The sequence below is a fragment of the Paludibacterium sp. genome, assembly GCF_019232825.1.
Lineage (GTDB): Bacteria > Pseudomonadota > Gammaproteobacteria > Burkholderiales > Chromobacteriaceae > Paludibacterium.
This window is the reverse complement of sequence record NZ_JAFAND010000133.1, coordinates 46,990-69,314: the sequence shown is the minus strand read 5'-3', so window position 1 is coordinate 69,314 and position 22,325 is coordinate 46,990. Positions and strand designations below refer to the sequence as shown.

General features: G+C 62.4%; 22 protein-coding genes. 5 read left to right on the top strand and 17 right to left on the bottom strand.

What is annotated here, in order from left to right; all coding sequences use genetic code 11:
* Window positions 1-47 precede the first annotated feature (47 nt).
* Window positions 48-407: a dihydroneopterin aldolase gene (locus JOZ06_RS17410; protein WP_293234732.1), complete on the top strand. Its 360-nt coding sequence runs from the start codon at window positions 48-50 to the stop codon at window positions 405-407.
* A gap of 33 nt (window positions 408-440) precedes the next feature.
* On the opposite strand, the gene JOZ06_RS17405 is transcribed toward JOZ06_RS17410, so the two are convergent.
* From JOZ06_RS17405 to mutY, 12 genes are all read right to left on the bottom strand, one after another.
* Window positions 441-1,697, bottom strand: a complete 1,257-nt coding sequence (locus JOZ06_RS17405) for a D-amino acid dehydrogenase (protein WP_293234730.1) — start codon at window positions 1,695-1,697, stop codon at window positions 441-443.
* Window positions 1,694-2,596 (bottom strand): CheR family methyltransferase, encoded by a 903-nt coding sequence (locus tag JOZ06_RS17400; RefSeq protein WP_293234729.1) that lies wholly within the window; start codon window positions 2,594-2,596, stop codon window positions 1,694-1,696. The genes JOZ06_RS17405 and JOZ06_RS17400 overlap by 4 nt, the downstream gene beginning before the upstream one ends.
* Window positions 2,597-2,654: 58 nt before the next feature.
* Complete coding sequence (erpA, locus tag JOZ06_RS17395; RefSeq protein ID WP_293234727.1) at window positions 2,655-3,005, bottom strand: iron-sulfur cluster insertion protein ErpA; 351 nt, start codon at window positions 3,003-3,005, stop codon at window positions 2,655-2,657.
* Window positions 3,006-3,300: 295 nt separating this feature from the next.
* Entirely contained in the window at window positions 3,301-4,329 is a 1,029-nt protein-coding gene (argC, locus tag JOZ06_RS17390) for an N-acetyl-gamma-glutamyl-phosphate reductase (RefSeq protein ID WP_293234725.1), read from the bottom strand.
* Between the two features lie 143 nt (window positions 4,330-4,472).
* Window positions 4,473-4,865 carry a 30S ribosomal protein S9 gene (gene rpsI, locus JOZ06_RS17385; RefSeq protein ID WP_293234723.1) on the bottom strand — a complete coding sequence of 131 codons (393 nt, stop codon included), beginning with the start codon at window positions 4,863-4,865 and terminating at the stop codon, window positions 4,473-4,475.
* Window positions 4,866-4,874: 9 nt separating this feature from the next.
* Window positions 4,875-5,309 (bottom strand): 50S ribosomal protein L13, encoded by a 435-nt coding sequence (gene rplM, locus JOZ06_RS17380; RefSeq protein ID WP_293234721.1) that lies wholly within the window; start codon window positions 5,307-5,309, stop codon window positions 4,875-4,877.
* Between the two features lie 338 nt (window positions 5,310-5,647).
* Window positions 5,648-6,358 (bottom strand): purine-nucleoside phosphorylase, encoded by a 711-nt coding sequence (deoD, locus tag JOZ06_RS17375; RefSeq protein ID WP_293234719.1) that lies wholly within the window; start codon window positions 6,356-6,358, stop codon window positions 5,648-5,650.
* A 21-nt stretch (window positions 6,359-6,379) separates the two neighbouring features.
* Window positions 6,380-7,597: a phosphopentomutase gene (locus JOZ06_RS17370; protein WP_293234717.1), complete on the bottom strand. Its 1,218-nt coding sequence runs from the start codon at window positions 7,595-7,597 to the stop codon at window positions 6,380-6,382.
* Window positions 7,598-7,607: 10 nt separating this feature from the next.
* Entirely contained in the window at window positions 7,608-8,948 is a 1,341-nt protein-coding gene (gene deoA / locus JOZ06_RS17365) for a thymidine phosphorylase (protein ID WP_293234715.1), read from the bottom strand.
* 45 nt (window positions 8,949-8,993) lie between these two features.
* The gene (deoC, locus tag JOZ06_RS17360; RefSeq protein WP_293234713.1) at window positions 8,994-9,767 is read right to left on the bottom strand and encodes a deoxyribose-phosphate aldolase; all 774 of its coding nucleotides are present in this window, start codon (window positions 9,765-9,767) and stop codon (window positions 8,994-8,996) included.
* A gap of 132 nt (window positions 9,768-9,899) precedes the next feature.
* Window positions 9,900-12,104, bottom strand: a complete 2,205-nt coding sequence (locus JOZ06_RS17355) for a bifunctional (p)ppGpp synthetase/guanosine-3',5'-bis(diphosphate) 3'-pyrophosphohydrolase (RefSeq protein WP_293234711.1) — start codon at window positions 12,102-12,104, stop codon at window positions 9,900-9,902.
* A 6-nt stretch (window positions 12,105-12,110) separates the two neighbouring features.
* Complete coding sequence (gene mutY / locus JOZ06_RS17350; protein ID WP_293234709.1) at window positions 12,111-13,163, bottom strand: A/G-specific adenine glycosylase; 1,053 nt, start codon at window positions 13,161-13,163, stop codon at window positions 12,111-12,113.
* 115 nt (window positions 13,164-13,278) lie between these two features.
* On the opposite strand from mutY, the gene JOZ06_RS17345 reads away from it, so the two are divergent.
* Window positions 13,279-14,931 (top strand): THUMP domain-containing protein, encoded by a 1,653-nt coding sequence (locus tag JOZ06_RS17345; RefSeq protein ID WP_366515143.1) that lies wholly within the window; start codon window positions 13,279-13,281, stop codon window positions 14,929-14,931.
* Here the strand turns inward: JOZ06_RS17345 and JOZ06_RS17340 are convergent.
* The 3 genes from JOZ06_RS17340 to JOZ06_RS17330 are packed head-to-tail and all read right to left on the bottom strand — an operon-like array spanning window position 14,928 to window position 17,462.
* Window positions 14,928-15,932, bottom strand: coding sequence for an FUSC family protein (locus JOZ06_RS17340; protein WP_293234707.1), 1,005 nt, complete (start codon window positions 15,930-15,932; stop codon window positions 14,928-14,930). The genes JOZ06_RS17345 and JOZ06_RS17340 overlap by 4 nt on opposite strands.
* Complete coding sequence (locus tag JOZ06_RS17335) at window positions 15,929-16,501, bottom strand: isochorismatase family cysteine hydrolase (protein WP_293234705.1); 573 nt, start codon at window positions 16,499-16,501, stop codon at window positions 15,929-15,931. Before JOZ06_RS17335 ends, JOZ06_RS17340 begins: the two co-directional genes overlap by 4 nt.
* A gap of 58 nt (window positions 16,502-16,559) precedes the next feature.
* On the bottom strand, window positions 16,560-17,462 hold the full coding sequence (locus JOZ06_RS17330) for a LysR family transcriptional regulator (RefSeq protein WP_293234703.1): 903 nt from the start codon (window positions 17,460-17,462) through the stop codon (window positions 16,560-16,562).
* Window positions 17,463-17,582: 120 nt separating this feature from the next.
* Here JOZ06_RS17330 and JOZ06_RS17325 point away from each other — a divergent pair, with 120 nt between their 5' ends.
* Together JOZ06_RS17325 and phaC are read left to right on the top strand one after the other, a co-directional pair.
* Window positions 17,583-17,975, top strand: a complete 393-nt coding sequence (locus JOZ06_RS17325; RefSeq protein WP_293234701.1) for a DoxX family protein — start codon at window positions 17,583-17,585, stop codon at window positions 17,973-17,975.
* Between the two features lie 123 nt (window positions 17,976-18,098).
* Window positions 18,099-19,808: a class I poly(R)-hydroxyalkanoic acid synthase gene (phaC, locus tag JOZ06_RS17320; RefSeq protein WP_293234699.1), complete on the top strand. Its 1,710-nt coding sequence runs from the start codon at window positions 18,099-18,101 to the stop codon at window positions 19,806-19,808.
* A gap of 275 nt (window positions 19,809-20,083) precedes the next feature.
* Here phaC and tyrS read toward each other — a convergent pair whose 3' ends face one another.
* The gene (gene tyrS / locus JOZ06_RS17315) at window positions 20,084-21,361 is read right to left on the bottom strand and encodes a tyrosine--tRNA ligase (protein WP_293234697.1); all 1,278 of its coding nucleotides are present in this window, start codon (window positions 21,359-21,361) and stop codon (window positions 20,084-20,086) included.
* Window positions 21,362-21,501: 140 nt separating this feature from the next.
* Here tyrS and JOZ06_RS17310 point away from each other — a divergent pair, with 140 nt between their 5' ends.
* Entirely contained in the window at window positions 21,502-21,906 is a 405-nt protein-coding gene (locus tag JOZ06_RS17310) for a nuclear transport factor 2 family protein (RefSeq protein ID WP_293234695.1), read from the top strand.
* Between the two features lie 4 nt (window positions 21,907-21,910).
* On the opposite strand, the gene JOZ06_RS17305 is transcribed toward JOZ06_RS17310, so the two are convergent.
* The gene (locus tag JOZ06_RS17305) at window positions 21,911-22,255 is read right to left on the bottom strand and encodes a hypothetical protein (RefSeq protein WP_293234693.1); all 345 of its coding nucleotides are present in this window, start codon (window positions 22,253-22,255) and stop codon (window positions 21,911-21,913) included.
* Window positions 22,256-22,325 lie beyond the last annotated feature (70 nt).

The window sequence follows — 22,325 nt, the reverse complement described above, 5'->3', positions numbered from 1 at the left end:
CTCAGATTCTACGGTATCAGGCGGCATTCCCCAACAGCCGCAATCGGATGGACATCATTTTTTTGCGCGAAATGCGCGCCGAAACCATTATCGGCATCTATGAGTGGGAAAAAACCACGCCGCAAACCATCGAAATCGACATGGAGATCGGCATTCCCAGCGAGGCACCCTGCCATAGCGACGACATTCGCGACACCATCCATTATGGCGTGGTGGTCGAGCGTCTGCGTGCCGCACTGGCCGAACGCCACTTTCTCCTGATCGAAGCGTTGGCCGAATATATCGCCAAAGTCATCCGCGATGATTTCGGCTCGCCATGGGTCAAGGTATCGGTCAGCAAACTGGGCATACTGCCCGGGGTCAAGCGGGTCGGCGTCATGATCGAACGCGGCCACCGTCCGCGCTGAGGCCCCGAGGGCCCCAAGGGTCCAAAGGGGGCGCTACGCGCAGAACCCGAAATCGAACGGCAGCGCGTGCCCGGCGATCAATGCCGCCAGCGCGCGGCCGGAGCCGGGTCCTTCGGTGAAACCCAACGTGCCATGCCCGGTGTTCAGATACAGGTTGGGGAAGCGCGTGCGGCCGATGAGCGGCACGTTGCCCGGCGTGCTCGGGCGCAGGCCGCTCCAGAAGCGCGCAGCGTCCCAGTCGGCGCTCGCGTCGGCCAACAGCGTCCGTGCGCGCCGAATCAGCGCCTGACAGCGCGCCGCGTTCAAATGCGATGAATAACCGGCCAATTCGGCGGTGCCGGCAATGCGCAGCGTGTCGCCCAGACGGGTCAGCACAATTTTGTAATCCTCATCGGTCACGCTGACTTGCGGCGCGAGCCGCGTATCGCGCACCGGCACCGTGGCGGAATAGCCCTTGGTGGGGTACACCGGCAACGCCAAACCCGCGGTGGCCGCCACGAGCGGCGAAAAGCTGCCCAATGCCAGCACATAGGCATCGGCGCGGACGGTTTGGTAGTGTCCGTCGGCGTCGGTAACCGACACGCCGCTGATGCTCCCCCCGACCGCCTCCAGCGCATTGACGCGCGTATTGAACCGGAAACGCACGCCGCGCGCCGCGGCATGCTCGGCCAGCCGCGCGGTGAACTGATGCACGTCGCCCGACTCGTCATCGGGACAAAAGGTCGCGCCGGCGAGACGTGGCGCGATCGGCGCCAGCGCCGGTTCGATGGCCAACAACTCTTCGCGCGAAACCACGCGCTTGGCCACGCCATAGCCCGCCATCACGCGGCAGGTGTCCGCGGCTTCGTCGAGCCCCTTTTGCGTCGCGATCAGCGTCACAATGCCCCGCTCCAGGTTGTCGTAGCGCAAGCCGAGCGTCTGGCGCAGTTCGGCGAAGGTATCGCGGCTATATTTGCCGATCGCGAGCATCTGACGCATATTGCGCTCGAAACGCCCAGGCAGGCACTCTCGCAGGAATCCCGCGATCCAGCGCCATTGCGCCGGGTCCAAGCGCAAGCGGAACAAGAGCGGCGAGTCTTCCTTGCCAAGCCAGCGCAAAATTTGCAGCGGCGCGCCCGGATGCGCCCACGGCTCGGACTGGCTGACGGAAATTTGTCCGCCATTGGCGAAACTGGTCTCGCGCGCCGGCCCGCTGGCGCGGTCGATCACCTCGACTTCATGGCCGTCACAGGCCAAAAACCAGGCCGTACTGACACCAACCACCCCCGCCCCAAGCACGGCGACCTTCATCCGCGCCCTTTCGCCAATTCACCGGCCTTGGGCTGATTGCCGCCCTTGGGCGCATGTTCGTACACCGTCTTGCCGCGCAGGCGGAAATACTCCGCCGCGAAATAAAAATTCTCGGAATGGCCGACGAACAACAAACCATCTGGCCGCAGCAGCGGAGCGAAGCGCTTGAGAATGGTGAATTGCGTGTCGCGATCGAAATAGATCATCACATTGCGGCAAAAGATCGCGTCAAATTGCTTATGCACCGACCATTGCGCTTCGATCAAATTCAAGCGGGAAAACGTGATCATATTGCGCAACTGCGCCTTGGCCTGATAGGAGCCATCAGCCAGCTTGTCGAAGTATTTGCTGGCGTGTCCGGCGGGCAGCCGCGCCACCTTGTCGGCCGGATAAATCCCCTTGCGGCCGGTCTCCAGCACCAGGGTATCCAGGTCGGTCGCCACGATGGCCACTTTCGGCCCCGTGCCGTGTAGCGTCTCCATCGCCGTCATGGCGAGCGAGTAAGGCTCCTCGCCGGTGGAAGACGCCGCGCACCAAATATTGATTTCCGTCGCGCCGGCAGCGGCGCGCTTCTTCAAATGTTCGGCCAACAGCGGGAAATGATGCTCCTCGCGAAAGAAAAAAGTCAGATTGGTCGTCAGCGCATTAACGAATTGCTCGAACTCCCGCCGGCCCTGCACGGACTCCAGCAAATCGACATACTGGGCGAACCCCGGCAGCTTCAACTCGCGGATACGTCGCACTAGCCGCCCGTACACCATGTCCTTCTTGGTGGCATTCAAAGAAATACCGGCTTCTTTGTAGATCAATTTGCGGATCCGCTCGAAATCGGCATCGGTAAACTGAAATTCGCGGTTGAATTCAACCTTGGGCAAAGTCAGTGGCGGCAGCTTGTCCATGTCCATCCAAATAAAAAGCCTGGGAAAACCCCAGGCTTTTATCTTATCGCAAAAAAACTTACACCGAGAACGAAGATCCGCAGCCGCAGGTCGTGGTGGCGTTCGGATTCTTGATGACGAATTGCGAGCCTTCCAGGCTTTCCTGGTAGTCGATTTCCGCGCCGACCAAATATTGATAGCTCATCGGGTCGACCAAGAAGGTCACGCCCTCACGCGCGATCTGGGTGTCGTCCTCGTTCACCAGCTCATCGAAGGTGAACCCGTATTGGAAACCGGAGCAGCCGCCGCCGGTGACGAACACGCGCAACTTGAGTTCCGGATTGCCTTCTTCGGCGATCAGCTCGCGCACCTTGCTGCAGGCACTGTCGGTAAACAGGATCGGGGACAGCATTTCAGTCGTTTCAGTCATGATAGGCCTCTAAAGCGTGGAGCCGAAAAACGGCTTTCCTACTAGTTTAGTAGGATATGGTAACGCATGGCGAGAAAATCAAGCCTCGGGTTCATCCGTCACCAACCTCTAATACTACAGCGGTAGCTCCTGGTCTCGCCTCGTGCAGGCGTTGGCGCAATGCCGCGCATTGCGCGGCGATTGCGCCCTACGCCCCCGGATGCGCGCTCGCGTAGGGCGCACTCGCCGCAGGCAGTGCGCCACAGACACTTATGGCGCCAGGCCCTGCTCTTTCGAGCGCTCTGCTGCTGTAGTACTAGGGCAACAACGGCACGCCGGTGAGCCCTGTCGACTCCGCCAGGCCGAACATCAGATTCATGTTCTGCACCGCCTGGCCGGCCGCCCCCTTGACCAGATTATCGATCACCGACAGCACCACCACCGTATCCCCGCCTTGCGGGCGGTGCACCGCCACGCGGCACAGATTCGCGCCCCGCACCGACCGGGTTTCCGGCGTACTGCCCGCCGGCATGACGTCGACGAAGGCTTCGTCGTGGTAACGCGCCTCAAACAGCGTCTGCAAATCCACCTCCGCCGTCAGACGCGCGTACAACGTGGCATGAATGCCACGGATCATGGGCGTCAAATGCGGCACGAAGGTCAACCCGGTCGCCGCGTTCCGCATCCGCGACAACCCTTGGCGGATTTCCGGCAAATGGCGGTGACCGCCAACGCCATACGCCTTGAACGAATCGCCAACCTCGGCCAGCAGCCCGCCAATCTCCCCTTTGCGCCCCGCACCCGACACCCCGGACTTGCAATCGGCGATCAACGCGCCGGCATCGACAAGTCCGGCCTCGATCAGCGGCAGGAAACCCAGTTGCACCGCGGTCGGATAACATCCCGGGTTCGCCACCAGGCGCGCGCCGGCAATCGCCGCACGGTTCATCTCCGGCAGACCATACACGGCCTCGGCCACTAAATCGGGGCTGGCATGCGTCATGCCGTACCACTTTTCCCACTCGGCCACGTCGCGCAAGCGAAAGTCGGCGGCCAGATCGATGACCCGTACGCCGGCATCCAGCAACCCGCGCGCCTCGTGCATCGCCACGCCATTGGGCGTGGCGAAAAATACCACATCACACTCGGTCAAGCCCGCCTCGTCCGGTGACGAAAAAGACAGATCGACGTAGCCGCGCAGGTTGTGGAACAGTTGGTCGACGCGCATGCCGGCTTCCTTGCGCGAAGTCACGCCGACGACGCGCGCGGCCGGATGCCCAGCCAGCAAACGCAGCAATTCCACTCCGGTATATCCCGTCCCGCCAACCACGCCCACTTTGATCATGCCGTCACCCAAACAGAAAATAACGTCGCAAAAACGACATTATCCGATTCAACCATCACGCAGTGCAACATGAAATCCGCAATTCCAAATAAAATAAAAAGCCGCCCGAGGGCGGCTTTTGGTAAGACAGACTGCCGAAGCGATTAACGCTTGGAGAACTGCTTGGCGCGGCGAGCTTTACGCAGACCGACCTTCTTACGTTCTACTTCGCGGGCATCGCGCGTCACGAAGCCGGCATTGGACAGCGCAGCCTTCAGGGCAGCATCGTAATCGATCAACGCGCGGGTGATGCCGTGACGGATGGCGCCGGCTTGGCCGGTTTCGCCGCCGCCGACGACATTGACCTTAATGTCGAAGGATTCGAGGTTCTCGGTCAGCGCCAGCGGCTGACGAATCACCATGCGACCGGTTTCGCGGGCGAAGTATTCGTCAACAGGCTTGCCGTTGACCAGGATCTGACCGTTGCCCTTTTGCATGAACACGCGTGCAACCGAGCTCTTGCGACGGCCGGTACCGTAGTAGTATTTACCGTTCATCTTTTAGCCTCAAAAACTGATTTCCAGCACTTTCGGCTGTTGAGCCGCGTGCGGGTGCTCGCTACCAGCGTATACCTTGAGCTTCTTGATCATCGCGTAGCCCAGCGGCCCCTTCGGCAGCATGCCCTTGACGGCTTTTTCCAGAACGCGCTCCGGGAACTGGTTTTGCAGTTCGGTGAAGGTACGCTCACGGATCCCGCCCGGGTAGGTGGTATGACGGTAGTAAATCTTATCCTGTGCCTTGGCACCGGTAACGCGCAGCTTGTCGGCGTTGACGACGACGATATAATCGCCGGTATCAACGTGCGGGGTGTATTCCGGCTTGTGCTTACCGCGCAACAGGTGCGCGATTTCGGCAGCCAGACGACCCAGTACCTTGTCGGAGGCGTCGACCACGAACCACTCGCGCTTTACCTCATGCGGCTTGGCAGAAAAGGTCTTCATGGAACTCTTCTCATCGTAATTCTTGAAAGTTACGGATTGTATTACAAGCCCGTTAACCCTGTCAAACCATTGTGAGACAAGAAGAAATCTGAACGCGGCAAAGTCCGTTTTTAAGGACAAAAAAAAGCGCAACCAGGTTGCGATCGCGCCAAGTTCCACCTTTGAAAGGAGGATGGAGGAGACAACACCAAAACGCACGGAAAGCGCCTGATGTGAATCCATTATTGGCAGGCGAAAATCAATTTGCAAGCACTTTTTGTGCACTGCACTATGCGCAAAGCATAAAAGCCACAAACAACAACGCCCGGGCATGCCGGGCGTCGCGCCAATCGAGGAGACTACAGCGCCAGAGCCGTTTCCAGCGCGATTTCCATCATATCGTGGAAGCTCGTCTGACGCTCTTCGGACGACGTCACCTCACCGGTCGGGATCACGTCCGACACCGTCAGAATGCCCAGGGCACGCGCGCCATATTGCGCCGCAACACCATAAATGCCGGCCAGTTCCATTTCGATCGCCTGCACGTTCATCGCCGCCAGCCGGCCCAACATTTCCGGCTGCACCGAATAGAATAAATCCGCCGAGAACACGTTACCGACATGGACAGATTTGTTGAGCCGCTCGGCGGCGTCCACCGCGGCGCGCAACACGTCGTAATCGGCGATGGCGGCGAAATCGTGATCCATCAGGCGCATACGGTTGACCTTGCTGTCGGTCGACGCGCCCATGGCGATGACCACGTCGCGCAGTTTCAGCTTTTCGGTCGTCGCGCCGCAGGAGCCGACGCGGATGATGGTCTTGACGCCATAATCCTTGATCAGCTCGGTCGTGTAGATGCTGCACGACGGAATACCCATGCCGTGCGCCATCACCGACAGCCGGCGGCCTTTATAGCTGCCGGTATAGCCGTACATGTTGCGCACCGCCGTCACCTGGCGGGCACCCTCGAGATAGGTTTCAGCGATCATTTGCGCGCGCAGCGGATCGCCCGGCATCAGCACGATGTCGGCAAAATCCCCTGGCTGGGCGCTGATATGCGGAGTTGGCATGACAGTCCTTAAGCGAACGGGTTAAGCAAGAAAAGAAGTACCGTAGTCCATCGGCGGCAGACCGAAATGGCACGCCACCGATTGACCGATGTCGGCAAACGTCTCACGACCGCCGAGCGAACCCGCCGGCACCTTTGGGCCGTAGCACAGCACGGGGATGTGCTCGCGCGTGTGGTCGGTGCCGGTCCAGGTCGGATCGCAGCCATGATCGGCGGACAGAATCAGGATATCGCCGTCGGAGAGCAGCGCCATCACCTCGGGCAAGCGCCGGTCGAACGCTTCCAGGGCGGCGGCATAACCGGCGGTATCGCGACGGTGGCCGTAGCTGGAATCGAAATCAACGAAATTAGTCATGACGATGCTGCGGTCCTGTGCTTGACGCACTTCCGCCAGCGTGGCGTCCCACAGCGCGTCGAGCCCGGTGGCTTTCACCGCGCGGGTAATGCCGACATGGGCGTAGATATCGGAGATCTTGCCGACCGACACCACGGCGCCGCCGGCATCGGCCAGCTTTTTCAGCACAGTGGGCGCCGGCGGCTCCACCGCCAGGTCCTTGCGGTTGCCGGTGCGGGAAAACGCGCCGCGTTCCGAGCCGACGAACGGCCGCGCAATCACGCGGCCGATGTTGTAAGGCTCAAGCAATTCGCGGGTGATCTTGCACAACTGATACAGCCGCTCCAGGCCGAAGGTTTCTTCATGGCAGGCGATCTGAAACACCGAGTCGGCCGAGGTATAGAAAATCGGCTTGCCGGTCTTCATGTGCTCTTCGCCCAAGCGGTCGAGAATCTCGGTGCCGGAGGCATGGCAATTGCCCAGATATCCCGGCAATTGCGCGCGCGCGACAATGGCGTCGAGCAAAGCCGGCGGAAACGAGTTGTCCCTGTCGGTGAAATAGCCCCACTCGAACAACACCGGCACGCCGGCGATCTCCCAGTGCCCGGACGGGGTGTCCTTGCCCGAGGACAGCTCCTTGGCGTAACCGTACGCCCCTACCGGCGTCACGCGCTCGACGCCGGCCGGATATTCGCCGCAGGACATTTCGCAGGCATGCGCCAAACCGAGCCGCGCCAGATTCGGCAGCCGCAGCGGTCCGCTGCGTCCGCCGCGGTCGAGCAAGCCGGCCGCCGCGTCGCGCGCGATGTGCCCCAGCGTGTTGCTGCCGACGTCGCCAAAACGCTCGGCGTCGGCGGCGGCACCGATGCCCAGCGAATCCAAAATCAAGATGATGGCTCGTTTCATGTCGTCCTCCTCACTGCCTGGCCAGATCGCCTTCGCGCAGGATGCAATATACCTGCTGCGGCCGTGCCGCAGGACTCGCGCCGAGGCTCACCGCCTCGATCACGCGGCGCCGCGCCTCGTCGAAACTGTCTTCGGTCGCGGCATGCACCACCGCCAGTGGCGTCTTCGAATCGATTTTTTGCCCCAACTCGACCAGATCCGTCAGGCCGACGCGATAATCGAGCACGTCGGTCGCCAAGCGACGGCCGCCGCCCAACGCGCATACCGCCATGCCCAAACCGCGCGTATCGGTGGCGGTCACGAAGCCCTCCGCGTCGGCGAAGACCGGGCGCACGATCGGCGCCGGCTCGAAATAATGGGCATAGCGTTCGACGAAGTCGGCCGGCCCGCCCATGGTTGCCACCATGCGGCCGAAGATCTCGGCGGCGCGGCCGCTATCGAGCGCCTGCAGCAGGCGGGCTTCGGCATCCGCCGTGTCGCTGGCCAAGCCGCCGGCCAGCAGCATTTCGGCGCACAACGCGATGGTGATTTCATGCAGACGATCCGAACGGGTCTGCCCCGTCAAATAACGCACGGCCTCGGCGGTTTCGATGGCGTTGCCGGCACAGGTGGCCAGAGACTGGTTCATATCGGTCACGAGCGCGCTCGTCTTGACGCCGGCGCCATTGCCGACGCGGACGATGCGTTCGGCCAGCGCCTTCGACAATTCAAAGGTCGGCATGAAAGCGCCCGAGCCCGTCTTGACGTCCATCACCAGCACATCGAGGCCGGCAGCCAGTTTTTTCGACAGAATCGAGGCGGTGATCAGCGCGATCGATTCAACCGTGCCGGTCACGTCGCGCGTGGCATAGAAACGGCGATCGGCCGGCGCCAAGTCGTTGGTCTGTCCGATGATCGAGACACCCACTTCCTTGACGATGCGGCGGAAACGGTCGGCATCGGGGAACGGATCGTAGCCGGGAATCGCGGAGAGCTTGTCGAGCGTGCCGCCGGTGTGGCCCAGGCCACGGCCGGAAATCATCGGCACGAAACCGCCACAGGCGGCGATCATCGGCCCGAGCATCAGCGACACCACGTCCCCCACGCCGCCGGTCGAATGCTTGTCCAGCACCGGACCGGGCAGATGAAGGTCATCCCAACGCATGCGGCGGCCGGAGTCGCGCATCGCCATCGTCAGCGCCACGTTCTCGTCCAAAGCCAAATCGTTGAAAAACACCGACATGGCAAAAGCCGAAATTTGGCTATCGGCCACCGACCCGTCGGTGATCCCCTGAACAAATTGCTGAATTTCGCTAACGGTCAGCGCTTTCTTATCGCGCTTTTTGACAATGAATTCCTGCGGCAGAAACATTCCCTGCTCCTCAACCCTTAAAGCGCCCGTCGAGGGCGCCGGTCATCAATAGGCGGTATTGCTTTGCGGCGCGCTGCCGAAACCGAGCGTGGCTTCCAAATTAGCCAGCAGGCTCGATGCGCCGAAACGGAAATGCGCCGGCGTCACCCAGCCGGCGCCCATGACGCGCTCGGCGAGCGCCAGGTACTCGGCGGCCTCGGCAGCGGTTTTAACGCCGCCGGCCGCTTTGAAACCGCAAGGACGGCCACCGTCCTTGATCGCCTGCAGCATGATGGCTGCCGCCTCCAGCGTGGCGTTGACCGGCACCTTGCCGGTCGAGGTCTTGATGAAGTCGGCGCCGGCCTCGATCGCAACGAGGCTTGCCTGCCGGATCAGCGCCGGATCTTTCAATTCGCCGCTCTCGATGATCACCTTCAATTGCGCTTTATCGCCGCACGCCTGCTTGCACGCCGCCACGAGGCGCGCGCCCAGGTCGGCGTTACCGTCCATCAACGCGCGGTAGGGAAACACCACATCCACTTCGTCGGCGCCGAACGACACCGCCTCACGGGTTTCTTCCACCGCCGTGGCGACATCCGGGTTGCCATGCGGGAAATTGGTCACCGTCGCGACCAGCACTTCCGGCGAACCCTGATCGCGCAAGGTCTTCTTGGCGATGGGCACAAACCGCGGGAACACGCACACTGCCGCTACTCGGCCGGCCGGGCCAGACGCCTTGCGACACAAGTCGACGACCTTGGCGTCGGTGTCGTCATCGTTCAGGGTCGTCAAATCCATTAGCGACAAGGCACGCCGCGCGGCCAAAACCAAATCGGACATTTCGTCCCTCTCTTTTCGGAAAAATAGGTACTTGCTTTGAGTAAAGCAGGAAGAAGAAATTATGGACTTTATCTTTACGTAAAATCAATTGCTATTTGAATGGCGGAGGCGCCGCGCGCCCCCGCCGGAAGATCAGCGCCGGCGCGCCTCAAGCACCCCCGCCACATCCATCACGTGCGACAGCACGCGACTGATCTCGCTCACCTGGCGCACCTCCACGGTAAACAGCATGCGCGCGCGTAGATCGCGCGTCTGAGTGTGCACGCCGATCACGTTGAGTTTCTCGCGCGACAAGACATCCGAGATATCGCGCAACAGGCCATGGCGGTCTTGCGCCAGCACTTCGATGTCGATGGGGAAAATACTGTTTTTCTGTTCCCCCCAATCGGCGGCGATCAGGCGCTCCGGTGCCGCCGCCGACAGGCGCTTGAGCGTTTGGCAGCCCGCGCGGTGGATCGAGATGCCGCGGCCCTTGGTGACGAAACCCATCACCGGGTCGGGCGGTGCCGGTTTGCAGCAGCCGGCCAGCACCGTCATCAGATTGTCGACGCCTTCGATCAGGATGCCACCGGCGTCGTGCCCGCCCTTGCTCGCCTTGACCAAATCCTCGGGAGCCACCTCGCGCGTCGGCGCCGGCGGTGCAAAACTCGCCAACGCTTGCGCCACGACCCGCAGCGTCAGTTCCCCATGGCCGAGCGCCGCGTACAGCTCATCGAGCTTGTCGAAGCCGAGCTTCTCCGCCAGCGCGAGCAAATTCGGTTTGGCGTGCGCATGGCGCGCCAGCTCTTTTTCGAACAGCTGGCGGCCGCTCTCCCGCACCACATCGGCGTTCTGCAACCGGATATATTGACGGATCTTGGCGATGGCGCGATGACTCTTGACCCAGCCTTCATGCAGCCAGTTGACGCTGGGACCGCCCTCCTTCGCCGTCAAGATTTCGACGCGCTGGCCGTTGGCGAGCGGCGTGGACAGCGGCACGATCTGCCCGTCGACCTTCGCGCCGCGGCAGCGGTCGCCGACATTGCTGTGCACCGCGTAGGCGAAGTCGATCGGCGTGGCGCCGGTCGGCAACGCCAACACGCGCCCAGCCGGCGTCAACACATAGATCGTATCGGCGAACAACTCCGTTTTGAACGCATCGGCCAGGCCCGAGCGATCGGAAATCTCCTCGCGCCAATCGAGCAGCTGGCGCAGCCAGGAAATCTTTTCCTCGTACTGCGCGTCGCCCTTGCCGCCCTCCTTGTAGCGCCAGTGCGCCGCCACGCCGAACTCCGCATGCTCATGCATTTCGAACGTGCGGATCTGCACCTCGATGCCGCGGTCCTCGGGGCCGATGACCGCCGTATGCAGGCTACGGTAATCATTGGCCTTGGGATGGGAGATGTAATCGTCGAACTCGCCGGGAATCGGCTGCCACATGCTATGAATCAGTCCCAGCACGGTATAGCAGTCTTGCACCGTGTCCACCAGCACGCGCACGGCACGGATATCGTAGAGCTCGTTGAAATCCAGGCTCTTTTTGCGCATCTTGCGCCAGATGCTGTAGATATGTTTCGGCCGCCCGGCCACGTCGCCATGGATGCCCGCGCGCCGAAGCTCCAGGCGCAACGTCTCCAGCACCCGTTCGATATAGTCGATGCGCTCCAGCCGGCGTTCGTCGAGCAGCTTGGCGATCTTCTTGTAGTTGTCCGGATCCTGATGGCGAAAGCCCAGGTCTTCCAGCTCCCACTTGATCTGCCACACGCCAAGACGGTTGGCCAGCGGCGCGAACACGTCCATGGTTTCCTGCGCGATGCGCCGGCGCACCGGCTCCTCGCAATGCACCAGGTAGTGCATGGTTTGCGTGCGCCAGGCGAGCTTGATCAACACCACGCGGATATCCGCCACCATCGCCAGCAACATCTTGCGCATGGTTTCCGCCTGACGGGCGCGTTCTTCCGGCGTATCGAGATGGTCGATATGCGCAAGCTCCGTCAGACGGCGCACACGGCTGGCGCCATCGACCAGCACCGTCACGGTCGGATTGAAGCACTCATCCATCCAGGTTTGCCACTCGGGCAGGATGTCGGGCACGCAGAACAACAACGTGGCGGCGATTGCGTCCGGCAGAAGATTCAGATCGGCCACGATCGCGGCGGCGGACACCGCATGACCGAACATGTCCTCGCCCGTCGAGGGCAGGCGTCGATCGACGTACAGCCGGCGCGCCTCGGCAAAGGCGCGCGCCAAGAGATCGCGGTCGGCGTCGGTCAAGGAAGAAGACAGCTGCGCCAGCCACCGCTCAGGATTGGCGGCATCGGCCAGCGTATCGGCAACAGATCGGACGACAGATACCATAGTGCTTTACTTTCCGTTCCCCCCGGCCGGCCACGCTGCGAGCAGCTTGCCGACCGGCGCCGGCACGCCCGCGTGGATTGCCTCGTCGATCGGCAACCAGCAGGCACCGGCTTCCTGCGATGCGTCATCGGACCGCCGCGACAGCATGATCGGCTGCGGCGTGATCACCAGACGGAAATGGGTAAAAACATGGACGAGCTCGGGCCAGGAGGGCAGTAAATCCCCCTCGCCCTGCTGCGCGAGCCACGTCTCGGCTTCCTGCGTTCCAGCGCATTCCGGCAGGGACAGCAGACCACCCCAGATTCCGCGATCGGGACGGCGTTCCAGTCTCACCTTGCCCTGCCAAACCGCCAGCAACATCATCACCTGCCGTACCGGCACCGCTTTCTTGGCCTTGCGCGTCGGCAGTTCCGCCTGACGCCCCTCGGCACGCGCCACGCAGCAGGCAGCCATCGGGCATTCGTCACATTTCGGATTGGCGCGCAAACACACGGTGGCGCCCAAATCCATCAATCCCTGAGTGTACGCCGCCATATCGCGCGCAGGCAGCAGACTTTCCGCCAGCGACCACAGCCGGTTCTCCACCGGTTTGTCGCCAGGGAAGCCCTCGATGCCGAACACGCGCGTCAGCACCCGTTTGACATTGCCGTCCAAAATGGCTTCGCGCCGGTCGAAGGCAAAGGCCGCGATCGCCGCCGCCGTCGAACGGCCGACGCCCGGCAACAGCTCGATCTCGGCGCGGGTCGAGGGAAACCTGCCCCCGAGCGCCTCCATGACCCTTTGCGCCGCCCGATGCAGATTGCGCGCGCGGCTGTAATAACCCAAGCCGCTCCATAGCGCCAGCACCTCCGCTTGGCTCGCCGCGGCTAATGCGGCCAGCGTAGGAAACGCCTGAAGAAACCGGTCGTAGTACGACAACACCGACGCCACCTGCGTCTGCTGCAACATGATCTCCGACAGCCATACCCGGTACGGATCGGATACCTGCCAAGGCAGGTCATGACGGCCATGCCGCTGCTGCCAGTCGATCAGGCGAACGGCGAATTCACCCTGCTTCATGAATGCCCAAAAATATAAATTTAACCGGTTATATTAGCGGAAACAAAAAGGAGGACCAAGAAGGCCAACCGAAAATCCGCTAAAATACCGCTTTAAATCACCCCGAGATCGCTCCATGGCCACCTTCCGTTCGCGCCAGCGCGCCAACCAGCGCCGCGACGGCAAGCGCGACGACGCACGCGCGCCGACCGACACCAACGACTCGCCCGTGCCGGCCGACACGCCACCCGCCACGTCGCGCAGCAGGCTGATCAAACCGGTCGAGGAAACCTCACGCCCCGCCGCGCCGCCTGAGCCGCGCCGTCATGCGCCAAACCAGCGCCGTGGCCTGCCCGTCACCGAGACGAAGCCGACCGAGCGCCGCGACGGCAAGCGCGACGACGCACGCACGCCGATCGACACCAACGACTCGCCCGTGCCGACCGGCACGCCCCCCGCCCCGTCACGCCGCAGGCTGATCAAACCAGTCGAGGAAAGTCCGCGTTCCGCCGCGCCGGCACCCGAACCGCGCCGTCATGCGCCGAGCCAGCGCCGCGGCCTGCCCGCCACCGAGACGAAACCGACCGAACGACCGGCGTTCGAGCGACGCGACGCATCCTCGCGTCGATCGGGACAAACGGTAGAGGCCCTGGCGTTGTTCGCCGTTTGCCCTCGCGGGCTGGAAACGGTGCTGCAGCAGGAGTTGCTGCGGCTCGGCGCCGGCGACGTCGCGCCAACCGACGGCGGCGTGGCCTGCAGCGGCACGCCGGCGATGCTGATGCGTATCAACCTGGAGAGCCGTGTCGCCAGCCGCGTACTGCTGCGCTTGGCACAGGGAACCTACCGCAGCGAACGCGACATCAACGCGCTGGCCATGCAAGTCGACTGGCCCGCGCACTTTGACGTGACGCGCACCATCAAGGTCAAGACCGACGGCGCCGGCAGCCGCGTCAAGAGCCTGGAATACGTGTCGTTGACGGTCAAGGACGCGGTATGCGACCGCTTTCGCCAAGCCCAGCTCGGCCGGCCGAACGTGGACACGCGCGCGCCCGACGTGCGCATCCAAGTATTCCTGGGGCCGTCGGACGCCTCGATCTATCTGGACAGCAGCGGCGACGCGCTGTTTAAGCGCGGCTGGCGCAAAGAAAGCGGCGAAGCGCCGCTGCGCGAAAACCTGGCGGCCGGCATTCTGCTCCTGGCCGGCTATGACGGCAGCCAACCCTTGCTCGACCCGATGTGCGGCAGCGGCACGTTCCTGGTCGAGGCGGCCGATATCGCGCTCAAGCGCGCGCCCGGACGCGAGCGCGCCTTTGCCTTCGAAAAGTGGAAGACCTTCGACGCGGCGGAGTGGCAGCAGTTGAAAGCGGCCGCACGCGCAGCCGAGCGGCCGGCCGCGGCGCTGCCGATCCGCGGCAGCGACCAGGACAGCCGCATGGTGGCCATGGCGCGCGCCAATCTGGAACGCGCAGGGCTTGACGGAATGGTCGACGTCGAGGTGAAGGACGTCTTCGACACCCGGCCGCACGCCAGCACCGGATTGATCGTGACCAACCCGCCTTATGGCGTGCGCCTCGACGAGCTGGATCGGCTGGCTGCGCTGTATCCCCAATTAGGGGACTGGCTGAAGCGGTATTTCAGCGGTTGGACCGCCCAACTCTTCACCGGGGATCTGCGACTGCCTAAATTGATCCGCTTGTCGGTCAAGCGCCGCATACCGCTATTCAATGGCGCGCTGGACTGCCGGCTATTCACTCTGCCGCTCGTCGCCGGCAGCGCACGCGAAAACTAGGGATTCGTCGTCTTGCCTTGCGCCAGACCATTGACGGCCAGCACGAGCACGAACCCTATCGCGCCGCCCAGCAGCACGTTGATCAATCGTTCAGCCGCCACGCCGGCCGGCGCGTTCAATACCGTCAACGCGCCGGCGGCGCAGGCGCAACGCGCGGCAAATCCAACCGGATAGCGGCGGAACGACACCAGCGTCATCACCGCGCCCAGCGCGATGAGCGCGTAGACCGCCGGATGGTGGGGCAAAAGCGCGCCCGCGCCGATGCCCAGCGGCACGCCCAACAGCGCGCCCAGCCCGCGATCGCGTAATTTTTGCTTGGCGGATAGCACATCGCCGGTCACCACGCTGGCAGCGGACCAAATGACCCACTGGCCATGTCCCGGATGACGCCATTCGACCCATGCCGCGGCACAGGCGACAGCCAGCCCGCCGGCCAGCATCGCCTCCGCTACCGGCATTTTCACCCCGGCATCCCGCAAGAAGCGCAGCTGCGCGTGATGCCGCCACAGCGGCGCCTCGCTACGGCGGCGGCGATGCTCGAACAACGCCAACAGCCACACCGGCGCCAGGCAGAGCGCCAGATACGGCAGCAGACGCAGCCCAAGCGCCAGATACTGGGCCGGCGCGCCATCTTCAGCGGTCTCGCACGCCAGGTAGAGCGCGGGAATGAAAACGAAATTGCCGAGCGAGCGCAGCTTGCGTCCGAAGGCCGACAGGCCGATGGCGCCGGCGGCCAGCAACGCGCAGCCGATCACGAACGCGAGCGGCATCGTCAACGCCCATAGCAACAGCAGGTAGCCGATCGAGATTGCCATGCCGTGCAGCAGCACGCCTGACGGCGCTAACTGGACGCGTTCGATGCCGATGAGCGTCGCCACCGTCACGACGGCGGCGCGCAGCCACTGCATATCGCCGCTCACGCCCCACAGCAGCAGCACCGGCAACAACACGGCCAGACAGCGCCTCGCCTGGCGCCAATCGACGTGATCATTCAAACTCACAGCGCGGCGGCCTCATCCACGCGAATGATTTTGGCAATGCGCGACAGCAGCGCCATCGAAGCCTGGTGCTCCTCGTCGCTGGCAGCCGCACAGGCGTCTTCCACCACGACCACCTGATAATCGCGGTCATGCGCGTCGCGCGCCGCCGCTTGCACCGCCCAGCTGCTGCTGACCCCGGCGATCACCACCCGTTCGATGCGCCGCGCGCGCAAGGCGGCCTCCAGGCTCGTGCCATAAAACGCGCTGACCCGCGGTTTGACGATCACCATATCCGCGCGCTCGGCACGCAAGTCGGGGTGGAAGGCCATACCCGGAGACCCCGCCTCCAACGCGCCGAATTCGCGCGCGCGGCCGAACATGGCCGAATGCGCAGGCCAGTCGGGATAGCCCGCGGCAAAGCCCACCTTGACCAGCACCGACAGCCAGCCCTTCTCTTGCGCCAGCACCAGCAGATCGTTGGCTTTGGCGATCACGCCACGCTCGGCGGCCTGCGCGGCCGAGGCGGCGATTTTGCCGCTCGGATGCATGATGTCAACAATGTAATCAAGTCCAATAAATGCGCTATTCATGAGCCGTTCCTCCACTTAATTAGTTATATTAACATAATTATGTTGAGGTTATCAAAACTCAGAACTGCGCCTGCCGCGCCTCGCAATAGGCCAGCAAGAAATCCACCAAGGCGCGCACTTTCCCCGGCACATGGCGCCGCACCGGGTACACGGCATATAGCGCCAAGTTCGGCAGATCAAAGCCATGCAGGAGCTCCACCAGATCGCCGCGCTCCAGCGCCCGCGTCAGCATGAAACGGGGCTGACGGGTAATGCCCAAGCCATTGATGGCCGCGTCCAACAGCAGATCGCCATTGTTGGCGCGAAGGCTGCCTTGAATCTTGACGCGCAGCTCGCTGCCGTCGGTATCGACGAAGGGCCAGAACCCCGTATGGTCGGTCAGGGTGTACACCAGACAGTTGTGGCGTATCAGCGCTTCGGGATGAAGGGGGGTGCCATGCTCGCGCAAGTAGGCCGGCGACGCGCACACCGCCCCGCGCACCGGCATCAGGCGGCGCGCGATCAAGCTGGAATCGCTCAGCTGCGTGATGCGCAGCGCCAAATCGTAGCCTTCCTCCACCAGATCCACGCGACGGTCATTGAGCGACAAGTCGATCTCGATGTCCGGATATTGGCGGCAAAACTCGGTCATCGCCGCGCCCAGATAACGTTCGCCGAACGACACCGGCGCCGTCACCCGCAACCTGCCCGCCGGTCGCGACGCCCCCTGCGATAGCCGGCTCTCCAACGCATCCAATTCGCCTAACAGCGGGCTGACTTCCGCCAAGTAGCTTTCACCCTCGGCCGTCAGCGACAAGCGCCGGGTGGTGCGATGCATCAGCCGTACGCCGAGCCGCGCCTCCAGTGCCGATACCAGCTTGGTGACCATGGCGCGAGACAAATCCATCCGTTCGGATGCCGCCACGAAACTGCCTTGTTCGGCCACGGTGACGAACGCTTTAATTTCAGAAAAGCGGTCCATAATTTCATCCAAGTAAACAATTACTTTATTCAAGACCTATTTATTGAACAATGCAACCACGCTGTAATGACAACCAACGGCACTGCACTGTGTTTTCAAAAAAGAACCAAGGAGTTAACCATGAATCCCAATCCCAAATTGGCCAGCTTGACCCTGCGCGTCGCGCTCGGCTTGATGTATCTGGCGCACGGCGCCACCAAACTGTTCGTCTTCACCCCTGCCGGCACGGCCAAGTTCTTCATGAGCCTCGGACTGCCAGGGTTTGTCGGCTACCTCGCCATCGTCGCCGAACTCTCCGCCGCGGGTTTGCTTCTCTCCGGCGTCAAGGCGCGCTGGGCGGCCATCGCACTGGTGCCCCTGTTGGCGGGGACGATCGTGCTGGTGCACGGCGCCAACGGCTGGATGTTCACCAACCCGGGCGGCGGCTGGGAATACCCGGCCTTCATGATTGCCGCCTCGCTGGCGCTGTTCTTCCTCAGCGACGGCAAGCCGCGCCCCGCGGCCTCCGTCTGACGTCCGGCCCGTCGCGTCAAGCGCGGCGGGCCAACCGCGCGTTTTTGCAGCGCAACATCCTGCAGCGCTTTCCCGCCGGCCCGACTACACTTCATCCCATGGGGGTCCAATCAGGAGGGCAAGATGCAAAGGGATGCACAAGCACCGCAGCAAGACGTCAGACCACCGCTGATCGAAGAGCTCTATCGCGCCATCGATCCATTCGAGCTCGGGCCGATCGTCGGCAAGGCGCAATGGTCGTGGCTATCGCATCCGAAGGAGTGGGTGGGCGCCATCAGCAACTGGCAGAACGACGCCATGCGCTGGCAGGCGCAAAGCCTGCGCCGCTTTCTCGGCGACGTCGACAACGACGAATTTCCGGCGAATCCGAGCGACGACCGCTTTGCCGATACCGCCTGGCAGAACAATCCCAGTTGGGACATGATCAAAGAGTGGTATCTGTTCAATACCCGCTGGCTGCAGGACACCCTCTACGCCACACCGAACCTGGACGACAAGGAACGCAGTCTGAGCGCGTTCTGGCTGCGTCAATGGCTCAATGCGCTGGCGCCGACCAACTATCTGCCATTCAACCCGCGCGCGTTGGAAAAAGCGCGCGAAACCGGCGGCGAAAGCCTGCTCAACGGCCTGCGCAACCTCCTGCGCGACATGGAGCATGGCGAAATCGCCATGACGGACCGTGACGCCTTCCAGGTCGGCGGCAATCTGGCCACCACGCCGGGCGCGGTGGTCTACCGCGGCCATCTGTTGGAAGTGCTGCATTATCAGGCCGTCACCGACAAGGTGTACGAAGTGCCGATCGTCATCGTCTCGCCGTGGATCAACAAATATTACGTGTTGGACTTGGACGCCAAGAAAAGCCTGGTGCGCTGGTTGACCGAGCAAGGCTTTTCCGTGTTCATCACCAGTTGGAAGAACCCGCTCGAGGACGCGCGCGACCTGACCTTCGACGATTATCTGCACGATGGCATCGACCGCATCGTCGAGGTCGCCGGCAAAATCAGCGGCAGCCCCAGCGTGCACTTGGTCGGCTACTGCATTGGCGGCACGCTGACCGCCACGTATTTGGCTTGGCTCGCCGCGCGCAAGCATGCCGATAAGGTGGCGAGCGCAACACTGTTGACCACGTTGACCGATTTTTCGCGCCCGGGCGATATCGAGGTGTTTCTCGGCGAAGAGGGGCTCGATTTCGTCGAGCGCAAGATGGAACAGCGCGGCTACCTCGACGGCAAGGACATGGCCGGCAGCTTCCGCATGCTGCGCGCCAACAGCCTGATCTGGAATTATTGGATCAACAACTATCTGCTCGGAGAAACACCGCGCGCCTTCGACATCTTGTACTGGAACATGGATACCACGCGCATGCCGCAACAGATGCACAGCTTCTATTTGCGCGAATTCTATTATCACAACAACCTGTGCAAACCGGACGCCCTGGTGGTGGGGGGCGAACCGATCGATCTAGCCCGCATCCATACGCCGCTCTTCATGGTCTCCACCGAGGAAGACCACATCGCGCCGTGGAAACAAACCTGGCAGTTGACTCAGCGCGTCAGCGGACCGGTCACCTTTACGCTGTCGTCCTCCGGCCACATCCTAGGCATCGTCAACCCGCCCTCGCCCACGTCCAAGCGCAAGTATTGGCAAGGCACGCCGCAGAAGGGACAGAGCAGCGACTATTGGCTCGGTCATCATGAGGCCCACCCCGGGTCGTGGTGGCCAAGCTGGGTGGAATGGCTGGCGCCGAAAAGCGGCGACAAGGTAGCTTTCAAACTGGACAGCAAGCATTACCCGAAACTCGGCGAGGCGCCGGGCACTTACGTCTTGGAGTGAGGATCAAAAAAAACGGCAAGCGTTTGACGCTTGCCGTTTTTTGAGGGTGTTGACAAACCCTTGCTCGCGAAGCGAGCGCCCCCTCTCAGGGAGAGGGCGGGGGGAGTGGGAATCGATGATCAGGCTGCGAAATCAGTAAGTTGCCACTAAGGCCCGGCTTTGCCGGGTCCTCCGCAACTGCTACAAACCACTAAATCAACAGCCTGGGAAAAAACGGCAAGCGTTTGACGCTTGCCGTTTTTTCCCAGGCTGTTGATAAAGCCCCTTCGGCGCGTTTATTGCCAAATCACCAGGCAGTGATTTTTCTTACCGCGACGCAGCAGCGTGTACTTGCTGAAACGCTGGTCCGCAGCCTGCGGCGTATAGGTCAGATCGGTGATCTTGGCGCCATTGACGGTGACCGCCCCGCTTTCGATGAATCCGCGCGCCTGGCTCTTCGATGCAGCCAAGCCGGCCTCGACCACGGTGTCGATCAGATTGTGCGCGCCGAGCGCCAACGATACCGTGGGCAAACCATCCAGCGCCAATTGTTCGAAGTCGTCTTCGGTCAGCGACGCCTGATCCTCGGAGAACAGGCTCTGGCTGATACGCTTGGCCGCCTCGACCGCAGCATCGCCATGCACCAGCGCGGTGACCTGCTCGGCCAGAATGCGCTGCGCTTCTGGCGCGCCGTCGCGCACCTTGTCCGCCGCCTCGATCTCTTGGATTTGCGCCATCGGCAGGAAGGTAAACAACCCCAGGAATCGATAAACGTCGTCATCGGCGGTGCCGAGCCAGAACTGGTAGAACTTATACGGCGAGGTCTTCTTGGCATCGAGCCACACCGTGCCGCTTTCCGTCTTGCCGAACTTGGTGCCGTCCGACTTGGTGATCAACGGCAGCGTCAAGCCGAAGACGTGGTCGCGGTTGAGGCGGCGCGTCAGGTCGATGCCGGAGGCGATGTTGCCCCACTGGTCCGAGCCGCCGATCTGCAGCTTGCACTGGTACTGGCGGTTCAGCTCGACGAAGTCGTAGCCCTGCAGCAGGCTGTAGGAGAACTCGGTGAAGGAAATGCCGACCTCGTCGCGGTCGATGCGCTGCTTGACCGATTCCTTGTTGATCATCGCGTTGACCGAGAAGTGCTTGCCGATGTCGCGCAGGAAATCGAGCACGTTCATGGCGCCGAACCAATTGTAATTGTTGCTGACCACCGCGCTATGGGCGCCGCAGTCGAAATCGAGGAACGGCGACACCTGCTGGCGGATGCGTTCGCTCCAATTGGCGATGACGTCCGGCGTATTGAGCTTGCGCTCGACCGCCTTGAAGCTCGGGTCGCCGATCATGCCGGTCGCGCCGCCCACCAGGGCCACCGGGCGGTGGCCCGCCTGCTGGAAGCGTTTCAACGCCAATAGGGGCACCAGGCTGCCGATGTGCAGGCTGTCAGCCGTCGGATCGAAGCCGCAATACAAGGTCACCATCCCCTCGGACAACTGGGTTTCCAGTGCTTCGCGGTCGGATACCTGGGCCAGGAGGCCCCGCTCTTCGAGTTGGCTGATCAGAGTCTGCTGAGACATGAAATACATCCTTACTTTAAGTCATGGCGCTAATTGGATCGGTCATTCTAGCGGATAACCCGCCTGCTCCGCACCTCCGCCAAAGCGGCGCAACGAGGCTATAGTGAAACGAGCCGTCTACCGACTAAGGGGATTTGCGCATGAACCGCTTCATCGACGCCGCCGCGCGCGACATTCTCGACTTGCATGAACTGGTGGAAGCCTGGGTCAAAGGCGCGCCCGGCGCGCCACCGGTCGATATGGAAAAATTCCTCTCCCATTTCCACCCAGAATTCGTAATGATCGCGCCGGCCGGACGGCGCCAAGGACGGGAGGCGCTGGCCAAAGCCGTCATCGACGCCATCGACGGCCATGACGAGCTGGATATCGACATCGTCGACCTGGACCTGGTCCTCGCCACCGACGACGTGGCGGTCTTCACCTATGAGGAGCAGCGCCACACGCCGCACCAATTCAAACGGCGCATTTCGACCGCGACCTTCGTGCGCGACGGCGAGGGCAAACCGCTGCTCAAGCACCTGCAGGAAACCTGGATCGAGGAATAAGCGCTTACTGATTGCCCTGCTCTACCGGCGCCGCGGGCTGCGTTGCCGAGGGATCGAGCTTCTGTTTCACGGTATCCACCCCTTCGACCACGCCATGTCCCACCGCCTTGGCGCCATGTTTGATCGCTTGCCCGGCGGCCTTGGCGCCGCTGGCCACGGCATGGCCCGCTTCCGTGGCGCCTTTGGCTACCGCGTGGCCAACATGCTTTGCGCCGGCGGCGATCTCATGCCCGGCGGTTTTGGCGTCATGCTTGACGGTCGACACCACCCCGGAGGCTTCGACCGCCAGGGCGGGAACGGCGGCCAGCGCCAAAAGGCCGGCCAGAAGAAAGTTGTTCCGCTGTTTCATGTAATCTATCCGCATAAAAATTAGAAATAAACCACCTTTCCGCGGTATAGACAAGCGCAGGCCGGCTCAG

Bases quoted from the DNA above. Each gene is read 5' to 3' on its own strand.
- JOZ06_RS17410 (WP_293234732.1), top strand. From the start codon at position 48: ATGGACATCATTTTTTTGCGCGAAATGCGCGCCGAAACCATTATCGGC.
- JOZ06_RS17405 (WP_293234730.1), bottom strand. From the start codon at position 1,697: ATGAAGGTCGCCGTGCTTGGGGCGGGGGTGGTTGGTGTCAGTACGGCC.
- JOZ06_RS17400 (WP_293234729.1), bottom strand. From the start codon at position 2,596: ATGGACAAGCTGCCGCCACTGACTTTGCCCAAGGTTGAATTCAACCGC.
- erpA (WP_293234727.1), bottom strand. From the start codon at position 3,005: ATGACTGAAACGACTGAAATGCTGTCCCCGATCCTGTTTACCGACAGT.
- argC (WP_293234725.1), bottom strand. From the start codon at position 4,329: ATGATCAAAGTGGGCGTGGTTGGCGGGACGGGATATACCGGAGTGGAA.
- rpsI (WP_293234723.1), bottom strand. From the start codon at position 4,865: ATGAACGGTAAATACTACTACGGTACCGGCCGTCGCAAGAGCTCGGTT.
- rplM (WP_293234721.1), bottom strand. From the start codon at position 5,309: ATGAAGACCTTTTCTGCCAAGCCGCATGAGGTAAAGCGCGAGTGGTTC.
- deoD (WP_293234719.1), bottom strand. From the start codon at position 6,358: ATGCCAACTCCGCATATCAGCGCCCAGCCAGGGGATTTTGCCGACATC.
- JOZ06_RS17370 (WP_293234717.1), bottom strand. From the start codon at position 7,597: ATGAAACGAGCCATCATCTTGATTTTGGATTCGCTGGGCATCGGTGCC.
- deoA (WP_293234715.1), bottom strand. From the start codon at position 8,948: ATGTTTCTGCCGCAGGAATTCATTGTCAAAAAGCGCGATAAGAAAGCG.
- deoC (WP_293234713.1), bottom strand. From the start codon at position 9,767: ATGTCCGATTTGGTTTTGGCCGCGCGGCGTGCCTTGTCGCTAATGGAT.
- JOZ06_RS17355 (WP_293234711.1), bottom strand. From the start codon at position 12,104: ATGGTATCTGTCGTCCGATCTGTTGCCGATACGCTGGCCGATGCCGCC.
- mutY (WP_293234709.1), bottom strand. From the start codon at position 13,163: ATGAAGCAGGGTGAATTCGCCGTTCGCCTGATCGACTGGCAGCAGCGG.
- JOZ06_RS17345 (WP_366515143.1), top strand. From the start codon at position 13,279: ATGGCCACCTTCCGTTCGCGCCAGCGCGCCAACCAGCGCCGCGACGGC.
- JOZ06_RS17335 (WP_293234705.1), bottom strand. From the start codon at position 16,501: ATGAATAGCGCATTTATTGGACTTGATTACATTGTTGACATCATGCAT.
- JOZ06_RS17330 (WP_293234703.1), bottom strand. From the start codon at position 17,462: ATGGACCGCTTTTCTGAAATTAAAGCGTTCGTCACCGTGGCCGAACAA.
- JOZ06_RS17325 (WP_293234701.1), top strand. From the start codon at position 17,583: ATGAATCCCAATCCCAAATTGGCCAGCTTGACCCTGCGCGTCGCGCTC.
- phaC (WP_293234699.1), top strand. From the start codon at position 18,099: ATGCAAAGGGATGCACAAGCACCGCAGCAAGACGTCAGACCACCGCTG.
- tyrS (WP_293234697.1), bottom strand. From the start codon at position 21,361: ATGTCTCAGCAGACTCTGATCAGCCAACTCGAAGAGCGGGGCCTCCTG.
- JOZ06_RS17310 (WP_293234695.1), top strand. From the start codon at position 21,502: ATGAACCGCTTCATCGACGCCGCCGCGCGCGACATTCTCGACTTGCAT.
- JOZ06_RS17305 (WP_293234693.1), bottom strand. From the start codon at position 22,255: ATGAAACAGCGGAACAACTTTCTTCTGGCCGGCCTTTTGGCGCTGGCC.